Below are 15,958 nucleotides of genomic sequence, written 5' to 3'. Positions count from 1 at the left end.
GTTTCCCCATCTGCCGTCACCGGACTCGATCCCGCGGCTGATGCGGGGCCGCATCACGGTGCGCGGGCTGCTGTCGACGCCGGGAGGGCGTCGCGGTCGTTCGTGCGGCGTCCGTCCTCGGAGGTTCCGAGGGTGCGGACCATCCGAGCACCGCGATGGCGGACAGCATAGTTACTCACAGGGTTATCCACCCTGTGTGCGAACGGGCCGTCATGCTCCGCGCGGGCGATCCCCGGCGCGTCGCGGCCACGCCACACGCTAGCCACTGCCGGAGATCAGGACAAATCGACCCTATCGACGGCGGCATGTCAATACCGGCCGAGGCCCTCTCCGTGTGGATAATCACGATCTCGCCCCCGGGTTTGACCGGAGGGCCCTCGGCCCGTAGATTTAGGCAGTTGACCCAGCCCGTCGAGGCTGCCCCATCTTCCCAGCCGCACTCGTCGGCCCCGTGGACCAACCTGAGTGGAGACTCACCGTGAGCAAGCGCACCTTCCAGCCGAACAACCGCAAGAAGGCCAAGAAGCACGGCTTCCGCCTCCGCATGCGCACCCGTGCCGGCCGCGCCATCCTCGCCGCCCGCCGTGGCAAGGGACGCACCGAGCTCTCCGCGTAGCACGTGCTCGCTCGGCGGAACCGCGTGACGAGCGGTGCGGACTACCGCACCATCGTCCGACGGGGACGCCGGTCCACCACCGCGACGGCCGTCGTCTACGCGCTCGCCGGCCCCGCTGACGCGCCGACTCGCTTCGGGTTCATCGTGTCGAAGAAGGTGGGCAACGCCGTGACGCGCAACCTGGTCCGGCGTCGGTTGAAGGCGGTCACGGCCGCATTGCTCGACGGCGCACCCGCCGGCGCATCCGTGGTGATCCGCGTACTGCCAGGCATGGAGCGGACACCGTGGGTTACCCTGCAGGAGGAGATCGCGTCAGCCGTGACGCGAGCCGTGAGGACGATATGAAGAGGGCACTGACCTCCCTCGTCCTGGCGCCCCGGAACGCGGGCATCGCCGTCATCAGCGTCTACCGGCGCCTCGTCTCCCCTCTCTACGGGGACGTCTGCAGGTACTACCCCTCCTGCTCGGCCTACGGGCTCGAGGCGGTGCAGGAGCACGGCCTCCTGCGCGGCGGTGCCCTCGCGGCATGGCGCGTGTGCCGGTGCCACCCCTGGGCGGAGGGCGGCATCGACGACGTCCCCGCTCGTCGGGTCCAGCAGTACCGACGCACGAGGCTCGGATTCGTCGTCGCACCCAGCCACGGAAAGGGCTAACGACCACCTCATGGACTTCCTCGGAACGATCCTGTGGCCGATCAAGTGGGTCATCGAACTCATCCTTGTCGGCTTCCACACCCTTTGGACGAGCCTCGGACTCGACCCCGACAACGGAACCACGTGGGTCCTCTCCATCGTGGGGCTGGTGCTCGTGGTCCGCGCCGCGCTCATCCCCATCTTCGTGCGCCAGATCAAGAACCAGCGCCGCATGATGGAGGTCGCGCCGCAGCTCAAGAAGATCCAGGACAAGTACAAGGGCAAGCGCGACCAGTTCTCCCGCGAGGCCATGTCCCGCGAGACGATGGCGCTCTACAAGGACACGGGCACGAACCCGCTGAGCAGCTGCCTCCCGCTCCTGCTCCAGATGCCGATCTTCTTCTCCCTGTACTCGGTGCTCCACCGGGCCGCGGTCGAGGAGCTGCCGGGCATCGGCCTGCTCAACGCCCAGCTCTCGCGTTCGTTTGGCGAGTCGTCGTTCCTCGGCGCTCCCCTGCAGTCGGCCATCTCCACGGCGAACGGCAACGTCACCGTCATCGTGATCGCGACCACCATGGTGATCCTGATGAGCGCGTCGCAGTTCATCACGCAGCTCCAGATCATGGCCAAGAACATGTCCGAGGAGACCAAGGCCAGCCCGATGTTCAAGCAGCAGCGCATCCTGCTGTACATCCTGCCGCTGGTGTTCGCCGTCTCGGGCATCGCGTTCCCCCTCGGCGTCATGTTCTACTGGCTCGTCTCGAACTTCTGGACCATGGGGCAGCAGTTCCTCGTCATCCGCAACATGCCCACACCGGGCAGCGAGGCCGCACGGGCGCGTGAGGCGCGACTGGCGCGCAAGGGCAAGCTCGTCGCGCCGGACGCCTCCGGAGATGCGGCAACGGTCGTCGTCGAGGAGCGCAAGCCCGCGCAGCGTCAGCAGCCGGTGGGCAAGAACCGCGCGAAGAAGCAGGCGGGACCCAAGAACCGATGAGCGACGTGACGGACAGCACCGAGCAGCAGGTCGCCGACGGCGTTGTCGCCGACGACATCTCATCCGTGACTGGTGATGCACACGAGACCGGCGCCGCCGCGGTCGATGAGGGTGACATCGCGGCGGACTACATCGAGGAGCTCCTCGACATCGTTGATCTCGATGGGGACATCGACATCGATCAGCGCGGCGGTCGGGCCTACGTGTCCGTCGACGCAGCCGATTCCGAGGACCTCCGTCTGCTGTCGAACCCGGAGACGGTCACGGCCTTGCAGGAGCTGACGCGGCTCGCCGTGCAGAACAAGACCGGCGTCTTCAGCCGGCTGATCCTCGACGTCGGCGGCTCCCGTGACGCCCGACAGGTCGAGCTCGGTCAGCTCGTCGACCGGGCGATCGAGCGCATCGCAGCCGGATCGGCGAGTGCATCGCTGCCGCCCATGTCCTCCTATGAGCGCAAGCTCGTGCACGACATCGTCGCGGAGCGCGGCTACACGTCCGAGTCCGAGGGTGAGGGTCGCGATCGCCACACGGTGATCACTCGAGCTTGAGTTGACGCAGTGTCGAGGGGGAGGCCCGGTCCGGAAGGACCGGGCCTCCTTTTCGTTCGGAACACGACGGAGTGCTTGCGCCTTGATGGCACGGACGTGTTAGAAAAGCTGGGTGTCTGTACGAGGTAGGAGGAGTCCGTGATGGTACGGGGTAGTGGTCCGCACGCAAGAGGGATGATGGGCCGTCTCCAGGTGAGAAGCGCCCCACAAACGCTCTGGATCGTCGAGCCATAGGAACTCTCGAGTCGACGTTGGCTGGGGCGCTAGGTGCTGAATGGAGTCGTGATGAGTCCACGCCAATCAGCTTTCTTCGGTGATGGATCCACGGAGCGCCTGTTGATGCGTACGACCGTGACGGCGCAGGTTGGTGCCTGTCTGTAGCCCTTGTACGCTGCGCGTACCGACGAGCGTGGGGCAACTGGCATGATGCTGTGCTTACGCATAGCGATACGTTTCACGTGCAACAACGTGAGGCTCCGCTTGTCGTCACCCGTGCAGACCAGAGGCAAGGAGTGATCCTCTGAATGGAGCGCGCAGGTGATGTTTCACGTGAAACTGTTGTCCTGCGCCGTGTGATTCGCGACCACGCGACCGAGCACACCGTGCCCGCGGCTTCGCGCCCGGTAAACTCTGAAGGCCGGTCGGAACGCACCAGAGCGCGATGCGACGATCCTCACGAGGATCATCTGGCCCACACGGAAACTGACCTAAGGAAGTACGCGATGCCCGAACAGGTCATGATCGAGTCCGAGCCGGAGGTGGCAGCGACGCTTTTCGCCGGTCACATCGATACCGCGCGTGAGTTCGCCGCTCAACTCGGAGAGCGTGGGGAGGAGCTGGGGCTCATCGGCCCTCTCGAGCCACCGCGGCTGTGGACACGGCACATCGTGAACTCGGTCCTGGTCGCGCCTCTTCTTCGCCCCGGGCTGGTCGGGGACATCGGCAGCGGTGCTGGTCTCCCCGGGCTCGTGCTCGCGATCGCCCGGCCCGATGTTCGGTTCGTCCTGATCGAGCCGATGGAGCGTCGCGTCGCCTGGCTGGAGGAGCAAGCACGTCATCTGGAGCTCGAGAACGTGGAGGTCCGCCGCGCGCGAGCGGAGGATGTGGCCAGCGACTACGCGCTCGATCAGGTCACCGCCCGGGCCGTGAGTGCGTTCTCGAAGCTCATTCCGCTGACCGCGCCACTGGTCAAGACCGGGGGAGAGCTGGTGCTCATGAAGGGCGCGAATGCCGAGCGCGAGGTGGAGGCTGCGACGAAGGTGATCCGGCGATTCCACCTCGAGGATGTCGAGGTGCTCACGCTCGGTGAGGGTCAGGTCGAGGAAGTCACTCGCGTCATCAGGGCACGGGTCGCGTGACATGCGCCACTCACAGACGACGCCTGAATTCCCCGGTCAGGCGCGTATTCAGCTCACGACGGAGACGCGCGAAAGCTATGTTCCACGTGAAACATCGTCCCGTCTCGCCCAAGTCCCCGATGACCCGCACTCGATTGGAACTCGCGCATGAATGACGACCTGAGTCCCATCGCGCGGGAGCTCTCCGAGACGAGTCGTCGACGAAAGGCGCTTGCAAGCTTGGTCCTCCCGCGTCCGTCCCGCACGCGTGTCTTCACGATCGCGAACCAGAAAGGGGGCGTCGGGAAGACCACCTCGACGGTCAACCTCGCCGCAGCGCTGGCGAAGGCCGGCGCACGCACGATGGTCATCGACCTCGATCCCCAGGGCAACGCCTCGACGGCATTGGGGGCCGACAGGTCGTCCGATCTCTCGAGCGTGTACGACGTCCTCGTCAACGACGTTCCCATCGAGGATGCGCTGCAGAGCAGTCCGGAGTTCGACGCGCTCTACTGCGTTCCCGCGACCATCCACTTGGCGGGAGCCGAGATCGAACTCGTGACGCTGGAGCAGCGTGAGAGTCGACTCCGGCGTGCACTCGACGCGTTCCTGGCGTCGGAGCATGGCAGGGGATTCGACTATGTGCTGATCGACTGCCCGCCCTCCCTCGGCCTGCTCACGATCAACGCGTTCAGTGCTGCCAAGGAGGTGCTCATCCCCATCCAGTGCGAGTACTACGCGCTCGAGGGGCTGAGCCAGCTGCTGTCCAACATCGAGCTGATCTCGCAGCACCTGAACCCTGAGCTGTCGATGACGACGATCCTGCTGACGATGTACGACGGCCGCACGAACCTGGCGCAGCAGGTCGCCGCCGAAGTGCGGGAGCACTTCCCAGAGCAGACCCTCACGACGCTGATCCCCCGATCCGTGCGCATCAGCGAGGCACCCAGCTACGGGCAGAGCGTCATCAGCTACGACCCCAACTCACCCGGCGCGCTCTCCTACCTGGAAGCGGCCGCCGAGATCGCACACCGAGGAGCCCCGAAGTAATGGCAACCAAGAGAACCGGCCTGGGGCGCGGCATCGGCGCCCTCATCCCCACGTCTGACGACCGCAGCCGCCCGGTGGACGTCTTCTTCCCCGACAGCGTCGGAGCGGGAGCACCGAGCGGCGTCCAGGCCGCGGACGGACACGGCACGGGTACGGCGAAGAAGCGTGAGCCGGAGCTCGTGGCCGTACCAGGCGCGCGCCTGGCGAACCTCGACCCGGCCGACATCCGGCCGAACGCGCAGCAGCCGCGGACGGACTTCCGCCCGGACGAGCTGCAGGAGCTCGTGGTCTCGATCCGCGAGTACGGCGTGCTGCAGCCCATCGTGGTCCGTCCGCTCGGCGCGGACGCCGACGGCAGGACGCGATACGAGCTGGTCATGGGGGAGCGGCGCCTGCGGGCGACCAAGGAGCTCGGACTCGACACGATCCCGGCCGTCATTAAGGACACCGCCGACGAGTCGATGCTGCGCGACGCGCTGCTCGAGAACCTGCACCGCTCCGAGCTGAACCCGCTGGAGGAGGCGAGCGCCTACCAGCAGCTCCTGGCCGACTTCGCCATCACGCAGGACGAGTTGGCGCAGCGGCTCGGTCGCTCACGACCGCAGATCACGAACACGATCCGGCTGCTGCGGCTCCCCGAGGACGTCCAGCACAGGGTCGCCGCCGGGGTGCTCTCCGCCGGTCACGCGCGAGCCATCCTCTCGTCGGGCGATGAGGAGGCGATGCGCCACCTCGCCGACAAGATCGTCAACGAGGATCTCTCCGTGCGCGCCGCGGAGGCAGCGGCGCAGCGGGGCCAGCGGGTGTCCAAGCCGCGCAGGAGCGCCACGAACGCGCGCACGGCGCACCTCGACGAAGCCGCGCAACGCGTGGGCGACCACCTCAACACGAGCGTGCGGGTGACGATGTCCGCGCAGAAGGGGCAGATCGTGATCGACTTCGCGACCCTGGGTGACCTCACGCGCATCGTGCAGGAGATGGGCGTCCCGGACGCCGACGTGAGCTGACGAGGCCGGCGCGATGAGCGGTCGACGCCGGGGAGTACAGCAGTTCGTGCGATCCCCGGCGTCGACCGCGTGTCGGAGCGGTCAGTCGGAGGAGGCTGCGCCGAGCGCGGCTTCCGCGAGGCGGCGGTAGAGGTCGCCGACGTCGATGCCCGCCGCGGCCAGCCCCTGGGGGAGCAGCGACGTCTCGGTCAGCCCGGGGATGACGTTCACCTCGAGGAACCAGGGAGCGCCCGCGCTGTCGACGATGATGTCGACGCGCGAGACCTGTCCGATGCCGAGGGCGCGGTGGATCCCGACGGCCGCCTCCGCCGCGGCGTCGGATTCCGCGGGGGAGACGCGGGCGGGGGTGTAGAAGCGCGTGAGACCCGCGTTGTAGCGCGCCTCGTAGCCGTACACGCCGGACGTGGGGACGATCTCGGTGGCGGGCAGGGCCTCGGGCCCGTTCCCGGTGTCCAGGACGCCGATCGCGAGCTCCGTGCCCTCGACGAGCTGCTCGATGAGCGCGACGTCGCCGTAGGTGTACGCGTCGACCATGGCGCGGGGGAGGGCATCGGCCTCGCGCACGATCGTGACGCCCTGCGCGGATCCTCCTCGGGCGGGCTTCACCGCGTAGGGGGCCGGCATGGTCTCCGTCACCAGGCGCAGGACGGCTGCCGCGCCCAGCTCGCGGAATGTGTCCTTCGGGAGGGTGACGGAGCGCGGCGTGCGGATGCCGGCAGCCTCGGCCAGGGCCTTGGCGGTGGGCTTGTCCCAGGCGAGGCGTGCGGCGCGGGCCGACGACCCGACGTAGGGCACGCCAGCGAGCTCGAGGAGGCCGAGGAGCGCGCCGTCCTCCCCGCTGGCGCCGTGGAGGACGGGCCAGACGACCGCGGGAGGGGTGTCGCGGAGGAAGTCGAGCAGGGTGGCGTCCGGGTCGCGGAGCGAGGCGCTGACGCCCGCGCCGCGGAGGGCGTCCGCGACCCGGCGGCCGCTGCGGAGCGACACGTCGCGCTCATGGGAGATGCCGCCCGCCAGGACGACGACGGAGAGGGGGTCGTGTGCGGTCATGATGCTCGATCCGGTCGTGGTCGGGAGGGAGGCTCAGTCGAGGTCCGGCGGCGGCGCGGCGACGGAGGTGGTGGGGCGGGACGCGAGCTGGCCCGTGCCCGAGAAGGTGCTGAGGAGATCCAGCTCGTCGTCGATGACGCCGGCCATGCGACGGACGCCCTCGCGGATCCGCTCAGGAGTGGGATAGCAGAACGACAGGCGGATGGCGTCGCGCCCGCGGCCGTCGGCGTAGAAGGCCGTGCCCGGCGTGTAGGCCACCAGGGCGGTGACGGCGCGGGGGAGCATCTGCTTCGAGTCCAGCTGCTCCGGGAGCTTCAGCCACACGTAGAAGCCGCCGTTCGGCACGGTCCAGCTGAGGCCCGGCAGGTGCTCCTGGAGGGCGGAGAGCGTGGCGTCGCGCCGCTCGCGGTACACGCCGCGGAAGGTGTCGATCTGGCCCTTCCAGTCGGACGCGTGCAGGTACTCCGAGATGATGAGCTGGCTGAAGGAGCTGGGGGAGAGGACAGCCGACTCCTGCGCGAGGATCAGCTTCTCGCGGATGGCATGCGGTGCGAGCGCCCAGCCGACCCGGAAGCCGGGGGCGAGCGTCTTCGAGAACGAGCCGAGGTAGATGACGCCCTCGTCGTCGAGGCTGCGCAGCGCGTCCGGTGCGGGGCGGTCGAACCAGAGGAGGCCGTAGGGGTTGTCCTCGAGCACCAGGATGTCGTTCGAGCGGCAGATCTCGAGGATCTCCGGGCGGCGGGCGGCGGACATCGTGACGCCGGCCGGGTTGTGGAAGTTGGGGACCGTGTAGAGGAACTTGATGGTGCGCCCCTCGCCGCGGATCCGCGCGATGGCCTCGCGCAGCGCCTCGGGCACGAGGCCGTCGTCGTCCATCACCACGTGCTCGACCACGGCCTGGTAGCTGCGGAAGACGCCGATCGCGCCGACGTAGCTGGGGGCCTCGGCGAGGATCACGTCGCCCGGGTCGATGAAGAGCTTGGTCACGAGGTCGAGCGCCTGCTGCGACCCGGTCGTCGTGACGATGTCGTCGACGCTGCCGCGGATCCCCTCCAGCGCCATGACCTCGAGGATGTCCTCGCGGAGCTCCGGGGTGCCCTGGCCCCCGCCGTACTGCAGGGCGACGGGGCCGCGCTCGCGCATGACCTTCTCCATCGCCGTGACGATGAGCTCCTGCGGGAGGGCGGAGACGAAGGGCATGCCGCCGGCGAGGGAGACCACCTCGGGTCGCGAGGCCACGGCGAAGAGGGCGCGGACCTCGGAGGCGCTGAGGCCCGAGGTCCTCTCCGCGTAGTGGGGGAACCAGGGGTCGAGGTTGGTGCCCGCGGGATCGCGGGGGCTGCCTGCAGGTGTCACGTCACGTCTCTCACTGTCCGATTGCCGATCAGCCTAACGGGAGGCCGCGGGGGATCCCGGTGGCATGGCCGGGCACCGCCGGAGCGGCCACGTCCACGGGGACGACGGAGGGCCCGGCACCTCGTGGTGCCGGGCCCTCCGGATGGTGCTCGTCGCGCCGGTGGCGCGAGCTGCCTACTTGAGGAAGTCGGCGAACTCCTGCTCGAGGGCCGGCTTCGGCTTGGCGCCGATGACGGTCTTGACGACCTCGCCCTTCTGGAAGACCTTCATGGCCGGGATCGAGGTGATCTTGTACTTCATCGCGATCTCGGGGTTGTCGTCCACGTCGATCTTGACGAGCTCGATGCCGGGGTTCTCGGCGGCGATCTGGTCGAGGACGGGGGAGACGGCCTTGCAGGGGCCGCACCAGGGGGCCCAGAAGTCGACGATGACGGTCTTCTCGGCGTCGAGGACGTCGGCCTGGAAGCTGGCGTCGGTGACGTCGCGGGAGTGGGACATGAGTGCTCCTTCGTGTGGTTCGGGTGGATCCGGGCGGTTCCCGGATCCTTCGGGGTGGGCGCCGGAGCGCGGAGGGCTACTGCTCGGCGCCGACGAGCTCGCCGTCGGGGTCGACCACGCTGCCGGCCGCCGGAGCGCCGTGGCCCGCGGGACCGTCCGGGCCGTCGGACGCCGCGTCGAGCAGGGCGTCGGGCAGGGAGGCGAGGAAGTGCTCGGCGTCCAGCGCCGCGATGGTGCCCGACGCGGCCGCGGTGATGGCCTGGCGGTAGGTGGGGTCGATCACGTCGCCGGCGGCGAAGACGCCCGGCAGGTTGGTGCGCGAGGAGCGACCCTCGACGGCGATGGTGCCCTCGGCGGTGAGCTCCAGCTGCTGGTGGAAGAGGTGCGTGCGCGGGTCGTTGCCGATGGCGATGAACAGGCCGTCGAGCGCGAGGGGACGCTGCTCGCCGGTGACCGTGTCCTCGAGCACGACGCCGTCGACCTTCTCGCCGCCGGTGATGTCGACGACCTGCGCGTTCCAGACGAACTCGATCTTCGGGTTCTCGAACGCGCGCTCCTGCATGATCTTGGAGGCGCGCAGGCTGTCCTTGCGGTGGATCACGTAGACCTTCTCCGCGAAGCGCGTGAGGAAGGTGGCCTCCTCCATGGCGCTGTCGCCGCCGCCGACGACCGCGATGGTCTTCTGGCGGAAGAAGAAGCCGTCGCACGTGGCGCACCAGGAGACGCCGTGGCCGCTGAAGCGGTCCTCGGCGGGGAGGCCGAGCTTGCGGTACGCGGATCCGGTCGCGGCGATGACCGCGAGGCCCTCGTGCACGTCGCCGTTGCCGAGGGTGACGCGCTTGACGTCGCCCTCCAGCTCCACCGACGTGACGTCGTCGAGGACGACCTCGGTGCCGAAGCGCTCGGCTTGCGCCTGCATCGCCATCATGAGGTCGGGGCCCTGGATGCCCTCGGGGAAGCCCGGGTAGTTCTCGACCTCGGTGGTGTTCATGAGCTCGCCGCCGGCCTCGACCGAGCTCGCGATGAGGAGGGGGGTGAGGTTGGCGCGCGCGGCGTAGATGGCGGCCGTGTACCCCGCGGGACCCGAACCGATGATGATGATCTGACGCACGACGGCTTCTCCTCCACTGCTCGGCGGGGCACCTTCCCGGCGCCCGCTCACCTCTGCAACAGACCCACGGTAGCGGCTATTCCTTGGCCTCCACCGGGCGGCGGCGCGGGTGCGGACGCGGGTCGCGGGGCGGCGCCACGCCGACGGGAGAGGCGGTCAGCGGCGGCGGATGCGGCGCATCACGGGGCCGGCGAGCTGCTGCAGCTCGGAGGACCGCATGGCGGCGAGGGCGGCGAGGTAGACGGCCGTCATGACGGCGGCCACGACGATCCCGACGAGGAGCGCCGAGCCCTTCGACGCGACGCCGACGCCCTCGAAGGGCCCGCCGGAGATCAGGGTGAGGAGCCCGATGCCGACGAGCGCGGAGGGGACGGCCGCGACGGCGAAGCGGACCGAGCTGCGGAGGATCCGCCGCCCGTCGATGCGGTCGATGCGCCGGCGCAGGAGGACCGCGGCCAGCACGGCCTGGCCGGTGACGGTGACCGTCTGCAGGACCGCGAGCCCGACGCCGATGAGCTCCACGGGCTGCTGGGAGATGACAAGCGCGCCGGCGATGAACACCACGACCTGCGCGCACTGGATGAGGAACGGCGTGCGGGTGTCCGAGAGGGCGTAGAAGGCGCGCTGCAGGACGAAGAGCGTGCTGAACGCCGGCAGGCCGAGGATGAAGGCGATGAGGACCATGCCGTAGCCGCGGACCTCGCCCATGTCCCCTGAGACCATGACGCGCGCGACGGGACCCGCGAGCACGGCGATGAGCGCTGTCGAGAGCACGGTCATGAGGGCGACCGTGCGGATGGCGGAGGAGAGGTCGAGCCGCAGGAGATCGTGGTCGCCCTCACCCGCGTGCGTGCTCATGCGCGTGAAGTAGGCGGTGGCGATGGAGACCGCGAAGATCGAGTGCGGCAGCATGAAGAACAGCCAGGCGTTGAGCAGGATCGTGCTCGAGGGGCTGTCCGAGGTGGCCGCGATGTTCGCCACGTTCGACTGCGCGATCCCGGCGAGCTGCGTGACGACGAGCATGCCGAAGGTCCACCCGGCGAGGCGGCCCGCGGTGCCGAGGCCGACGCCGCGCCAGGCGAAGTCGAACCGGAAGCGGAGACCCACGCGGCGCCAGAACACGAAGAGGATGAGCGCCTGGGCGACGACGCCGAGGGTCGCGGATCCGGCGAGCACGGCGATCTTGTCGAGGCTCCAGTCGTCGACGGGGCGGCTGCCGGAGCCGAACATCGCCTGGAAGAGGAGGAGGCCGGCGATGGCGACCACGTTGTTGAGGACGGGCGCCCACGTGAACGGCCCGAAGGACCCCCGGGCGTTCAGCACCTCGCCGAGCACGGCGTAGAGCCCGTAGAAGAGGATCTGCGGCAGGCACCAGTAGGCGAACGCGACGACGAGCGCGAAGACGTCCGGGGGCAGGGTGGCGGCGTAGAGACGCGACACGACCGGCGCGCCGACGGTCGCGAGCACCGTGACGCCGCCGAGCACGACGATCGCGATGGTGACGAGCTTGTTGATGTAGCCGGCGCCGCCGTCCGCGTGCTTGGCGGCCCGCACGACCTGCGGCACCAGGACCGCGTTGAGGACGCCGCCCGCGATGATCACGTAGATGTTGTTGGGCAGCTGGTTCGCGTTCGAGAAGGCGTTCGAGCTGCCGAGGGTCGCGCCGATGGTCTGCAGCAGGACGATGGCCTTGACGAAGCCGAGGATGCGCGAGACGAACGTGCCCGAGGCGAGGAGGGCGGACGCTCGGCCGATGCCGCCGCCGCGGGGAGCGGGGGCCGCGGTCACGCCGCGTCCGATCCGTGGGTGCGCGACGCGGTGCGGTCAGTCATCGATCTCCTCGGGCAGGCCGGCCAGCTGCCGGGCACGGGCGCGGCGGCGCTTGCGGATGCTGCGGAACAGGCCGAAGCCGAACAGGAGCGCGACCGCGGCGACGAACAGCGTCGTGACGACGGCCTCGAAGCCGGCGCGGATGAAGAGCTCCACGGGCGCGCTGTCGCCGATCTGGACGTCGCCGTCCTCGGTGGTCAGGCGCGCGGTGACGACGACGTCGCCGTTGGAGATGGCGGTGATGGGCGGCCGAGCCGACGCGCTGCCGTGCGCCGGGACGGTGACGACCGCGGAGTCGTCGACGCGGATCCGGCCGCTGCCCGCGATGATCGACAGCCGCACGGTGACGGGCTGGTCGAGCTCGTTGCTCACGTTGATGAGCAGGCTCGTGGTGTCGCTGATGACGGTGTTCTGCCGGGTGGTGATGGCGACCGACGACAGCACGAGATCGGCCTGGGAGACGTAACCGTCCTGGACGGTCACCAGCCCGTCGGGGTCGTCGCGCCAGCGGACGGAGAGGGTGGAGAGGAGGAGGAGCCGCTGCCGGCCGGTGATGAGCTCGGGCTTCTCCACCGCCTTCGCGAACGCGGCGACCTGCGCCTCGAGCGACATCGCGTCGGCGACGCGGCGGACGCGCTCGGCGTCCTCGGGGTGGTCCACCACCTGCAGGGGCGTGGACGCGCTGCCGAGCGCCGTGGAGACCGGCGCGGTGTCGCTGTAGGGGAGGGCCTGGATCGCGTCGAGCAGCTGCCCGAGGCGTCCGTTCGAGGCCGCCCAGCCGCGCTCGAGGCCCGCGACGACGACGTGCCCGTCCGCCTCGCGCGCGTCGGCGGCGAGGGTCGCAGACAGCTGCGCGAGGGCCATGCCGAAGGCCTCGTCGGTGTGCGCGGAGAGGGCGCGGTCGACGAGTGCGGAGACGCGCTCGTCGGTGACGAGAGCGGTGGTGTCGCCCACGGTGCCCCGGGCTCCGACGCGCGCGGTGCCCGTCGACCGCACGTCGCCGCTGCCGAGGATCGCGGTGGTGGCGCCGCTCGCGGCGAGCACGCCGAGGTCGCCGGACGTGACGGTGCCGGCGGCGGGCCACGAGAAGCCGGACATCGTGTAGTCCCAGGCGGTGAGGTCGGCGAGCCCGGGAGCGGGGGAGAGGGGCGCCTCACCGGCCGTGGGGCTCGGCGTGGGCGTCGGGGACCCGGAGGGCTCGGGGGTGGAGAGGCCCGCGGCCGCGGATCCCCCGCGTGAGCCGCTCGCGGCCGGGGCCTCCGTGGCCGTGGGCTCCTCGGTCGGGGTGGACGTCGGGCTGGGCGTCGGCGTCGTCCCCGGCGCCGCGAAGCGCGACGCCTGCACGGCGTAGCTCGTGTCCGTGGGTGCCAGGAGGGTGGTGGCGCCCGCCTGCGCCTGGATGGCCGCGTCGGCGTCGGCCCACGCGAGCGCGAACGTGTCGTTCGGCATCTCGCGGAGGCGCTGCAGCCACTCGACGGCGGAGGCGGGGGCGTCGGCGCCGAGGATGCGGATGGACGCGATGATCCGCGGGTCGATGCCCACCGCGACCGGCCGGTCGAGCACGGCGTCGAGCTGGCGCGTGAGCGTCCCGCTCGGGGAGGTGTAGGTCGCGAGGGCCTCGGCGTCGATGAAGTCGGACGCGCTGGGCGGCACCGTGAGCGGCAAGACGGCCGCGACGGGGGTGGGTACCGGATCCGCTCCCGGGCTCCACACGACCGCGCCCCGGGCGGTCGCGACGTCGGCGCCGCCCGCCTCGAGCTCGGCGGTCAGCCCGCGCGGCCCGAAGCCGCCGCGGTTGCCCTGCAGCGCGACCGTGGCGGCCGGCACCGTGAGGGGCACGTCGACCGTGCCGCCCGCGGGGACCTCGGGGGAGTCGACCCGTCCGATGCGCGGTCCGGTGCGCGCGTTCGCGTCGGTGGACGCCGTGTCGAGCCAGCCGTCGAGCTCCGCGCGCGTGTCGAGCACGGTGCGGTTGAGGTCCAGGTCGATGCGGCCCGCGGGCACCGCGGCGTCGGTGGCGTTGACGACCGTGACGGTGACGGCCAGGTCGGCGCCGGGGGTGAGGATCCCCTCGGCCGCCGGCGTCACGGCCAGCGTCACGCCCTCGGTGGCCGCCCGCGCCGGGGTCGACGGACCGGCGACCGTCCCGGCGGCGAGCGTCCCGGCGGCGACCGTGACGCACACGAGGGTGGAGATCGTGCGTCGAGCGGATCGCCGGATCAGCCGGAGGGCTCTGTCCGTGCGGGTGGGGCCGGCGTCGTGTCGAGGCGCGGCGTGCATCTGGGCATTCTAAAGCGCCCGCCCCTCACGGCCCGTGCGCGCTCGCCGTGGACGCCGGATGCCCGTCGCGCCGCCGCCGTAGACTGTCCGACCATGCACAGCGTCGCACAGGCCCTCGAGCGTCTCCGCGAGCTGGCCGCATCGCCCCCGGTCGCCGTGCTCGCCCGCGCGTTCCACGAGGCGGGCCACGAGCTCGCCCTCGTCGGCGGGCCTGTGCGCGATGCCTTCCTCGGCCGGGCCGCGACCGACCTCGACCTCACGACGGACGCACGCCCCGACCGCATCCTCGAGATCGTCAAGCCCGTCGCCGACGCCCACTGGGACATCGGTCGCGCGTTCGGCACCATCGGCGCCCGGGTGAAGGGCGAGCAGGTCGAGATCACGACCTACCGGACCGACCAGTACGACGGCGTCTCCCGCAAGCCCGAGGTCGAGTTCGGCTCCTCCCTGGAGGAGGACCTCGTGCGCCGCGACTTCACCGTCAACGCCCTCGCCGTGCGCCTGCCGCAAGTGGTCCTCGTGGACCCGTCGGGCGGCATCGACGACCTCCTCTCCCAGCTGCTCCGCACGCCCGTGGCCCCCGAGGTCTCCTTCGGCGACGACCCGCTCCGCATGATGCGCGCCGTCCGCTTCGCGTCCCAGCTCGGCTTCCGCCTCGACGACGCCGCACTCGCCGCCATCCGCGACATGGCGCCGCGGATCCTCGACATCTCCGTCGAGCGCGTCAGCGACGAGCTCTCCAAGCTCCTGCGCACCCCCGAGCCGCGCGCCGGCCTCGACCTCCTCGTGGAGGGCGGCCTCGCCGAGCACGTGCTGCCCGAGCTCCCGGCGATGAAGCTCGAGGCCGACGAGCACCACCGGCACAAGGACGTCTACCAGCACTCCCTCCAGGTGCTCGACCAGGCCATCGACCACGAGCGCTCGCGCCACCCGGGCGAGGCGCCCGATCTCGTCCTGCGCCTGGCCGCCCTCCTCCACGACATCGGCAAGCCGGCCACCCGCCGCCTCGAGCCCGGCGGGGTCGTCACCTTCCACCACCACGACGTGGTGGGATCCAAGATGGCCAAGCGCCGCCTCCGGGCGCTGCGCTTCGACAACGACACCACCGCCTCGGTGGCCCGCCTCATCGAGCTGCACCTCCGCTTCTTCGGCTACACGGAGGGCGGCTGGACCGACTCGGCCGTCCGCCGGTACGTGCGCGACGCGGGTCCCGAGCTCGAGCGCCTGCACATGCTCACGCGCGCCGACGTCACCACCCAGAACCGCCGCAAGGCCGACCGCCTCGGCTTCGCGTACGACGACCTCGAGACCCGCATCGCCGAGCTGGCCGAGCAGGAGGAGATGGCCGCCGTGCGCCCGGACCTCGACGGCGAGGCCATCATGCGGATCCTCGACGTCCCGCCGGGCCCCGTCGTCGGCCGCGCCTACCGCTTCCTCCTCGAGCTCCGCCTGGACGAGGGGCCGCTCCCCGAGGAGGAGGCCGAGCGTCGCCTCGTCGCGTGGTGGGCGGCCGAGCAGGCCTGATCCGCGTCTCCGCGGCCGGCGGCCTGGTGCGACTCCTCCCCATCCGGTAGTCTTGCGAGGTTGTCCGCCCGGCGGCGGGATTCCCCTCCTCCGCGCGGACAGATGCACATACCCTCCTGTCGCAGATC

General features: G+C 70.5%; 15 protein-coding genes. 9 read left to right on the top strand and 6 right to left on the bottom strand.

The genetic code is table 11. The features are described 5' to 3' along the window. Positions 1-478 precede the first annotated feature (478 nt). The 8 genes from rpmH to H9X71_RS14765 all read left to right on the top strand — a co-directional run bounded on the left by rpmH (position 479) and on the right by H9X71_RS14765 (position 6,184). Positions 479-616, top strand: coding sequence for a 50S ribosomal protein L34 (gene rpmH, locus H9X71_RS14800; RefSeq protein ID WP_012039665.1), 138 nt, complete (start codon positions 479-481; stop codon positions 614-616). Positions 617-619: 3 nt separating this feature from the next. Beyond that, complete coding sequence (gene rnpA / locus H9X71_RS14795) at positions 620-961, top strand: ribonuclease P protein component (RefSeq protein WP_191147748.1); 342 nt, start codon at positions 620-622, stop codon at positions 959-961. Beyond that, positions 958-1,269 (top strand): membrane protein insertion efficiency factor YidD, encoded by a 312-nt coding sequence (gene yidD / locus H9X71_RS14790; RefSeq protein ID WP_191147747.1) that lies wholly within the window; start codon positions 958-960, stop codon positions 1,267-1,269. Before rnpA ends, yidD begins: the two co-directional genes overlap by 4 nt. 10 nt (positions 1,270-1,279) lie before the next feature. Next, a complete protein-coding gene (gene yidC / locus H9X71_RS14785) occupies positions 1,280-2,242 on the top strand; it encodes a membrane protein insertase YidC (protein ID WP_191147746.1) in 963 nt (320 codons plus the stop codon). Then, positions 2,239-2,790: a Jag family protein gene (locus H9X71_RS14780; RefSeq protein ID WP_191147745.1), complete on the top strand. Its 552-nt coding sequence runs from the start codon at positions 2,239-2,241 to the stop codon at positions 2,788-2,790. Before yidC ends, H9X71_RS14780 begins: the two co-directional genes overlap by 4 nt. A 722-nt stretch (positions 2,791-3,512) precedes the next feature. After that, positions 3,513-4,148 carry a 16S rRNA (guanine(527)-N(7))-methyltransferase RsmG gene (gene rsmG, locus H9X71_RS14775; RefSeq protein WP_191147744.1) on the top strand — a complete coding sequence of 212 codons (636 nt, stop codon included), beginning with the start codon at positions 3,513-3,515 and terminating at the stop codon, positions 4,146-4,148. Positions 4,149-4,295: 147 nt separating this feature from the next. Further along, positions 4,296-5,177, top strand: a complete 882-nt coding sequence (locus H9X71_RS14770; RefSeq protein WP_244961666.1) for a ParA family protein — start codon at positions 4,296-4,298, stop codon at positions 5,175-5,177. Further along, positions 5,177-6,184 carry a ParB/RepB/Spo0J family partition protein gene (locus H9X71_RS14765; RefSeq protein WP_191147743.1) on the top strand — a complete coding sequence of 336 codons (1,008 nt, stop codon included), beginning with the start codon at positions 5,177-5,179 and terminating at the stop codon, positions 6,182-6,184. Before H9X71_RS14770 ends, H9X71_RS14765 begins: the two co-directional genes overlap by 1 nt. Before the next feature lie 81 nt (positions 6,185-6,265). Here the strand turns inward: H9X71_RS14765 and H9X71_RS14760 are convergent, their stop codons facing one another. The 6 genes from H9X71_RS14760 to H9X71_RS14735 all read right to left on the bottom strand — a co-directional run bounded on the left by H9X71_RS14760 (position 6,266) and on the right by H9X71_RS14735 (position 14,306). Continuing rightward, complete coding sequence (locus H9X71_RS14760) at positions 6,266-7,231, bottom strand: D-alanine--D-alanine ligase family protein (protein WP_191147742.1); 966 nt, start codon at positions 7,229-7,231, stop codon at positions 6,266-6,268. Positions 7,232-7,264: 33 nt separating this feature from the next. After that, a complete protein-coding gene (locus tag H9X71_RS14755) occupies positions 7,265-8,587 on the bottom strand; it encodes an aminotransferase-like domain-containing protein (protein WP_191147741.1) in 1,323 nt (440 codons plus the stop codon). 174 nt (positions 8,588-8,761) lie between these two features. Then, complete coding sequence (gene trxA / locus H9X71_RS14750; protein ID WP_012039655.1) at positions 8,762-9,085, bottom strand: thioredoxin; 324 nt, start codon at positions 9,083-9,085, stop codon at positions 8,762-8,764. Between the two features lie 76 nt (positions 9,086-9,161). Continuing rightward, positions 9,162-10,196 (bottom strand): thioredoxin-disulfide reductase, encoded by a 1,035-nt coding sequence (gene trxB / locus H9X71_RS14745; protein ID WP_191147740.1) that lies wholly within the window; start codon positions 10,194-10,196, stop codon positions 9,162-9,164. Between the two features lie 156 nt (positions 10,197-10,352). Then, a complete protein-coding gene (murJ, locus tag H9X71_RS14740) occupies positions 10,353-11,984 on the bottom strand; it encodes a murein biosynthesis integral membrane protein MurJ (RefSeq protein WP_191147739.1) in 1,632 nt (543 codons plus the stop codon). Positions 11,985-12,020: 36 nt separating this feature from the next. Beyond that, a complete protein-coding gene (locus H9X71_RS14735; RefSeq protein ID WP_191147738.1) occupies positions 12,021-14,306 on the bottom strand; it encodes a DUF6049 family protein in 2,286 nt (761 codons plus the stop codon). Positions 14,307-14,399: 93 nt separating this feature from the next. Here H9X71_RS14735 and H9X71_RS14730 point away from each other — a divergent pair, with 93 nt between their 5' ends. Further along, positions 14,400-15,830, top strand: coding sequence for a CCA tRNA nucleotidyltransferase (locus H9X71_RS14730; protein ID WP_191147737.1), 1,431 nt, complete (start codon positions 14,400-14,402; stop codon positions 15,828-15,830). Positions 15,831-15,958: the final 128 nt, after the last annotated feature.

Origin of the sequence: Clavibacter zhangzhiyongii (assembly GCF_014775655.1) — a bacterium.
Taxonomy (GTDB): domain Bacteria; phylum Actinomycetota; class Actinomycetes; order Actinomycetales; family Microbacteriaceae; genus Clavibacter; species Clavibacter zhangzhiyongii.
This window is presented reverse-complemented; position numbering and strand designations above follow the sequence as displayed.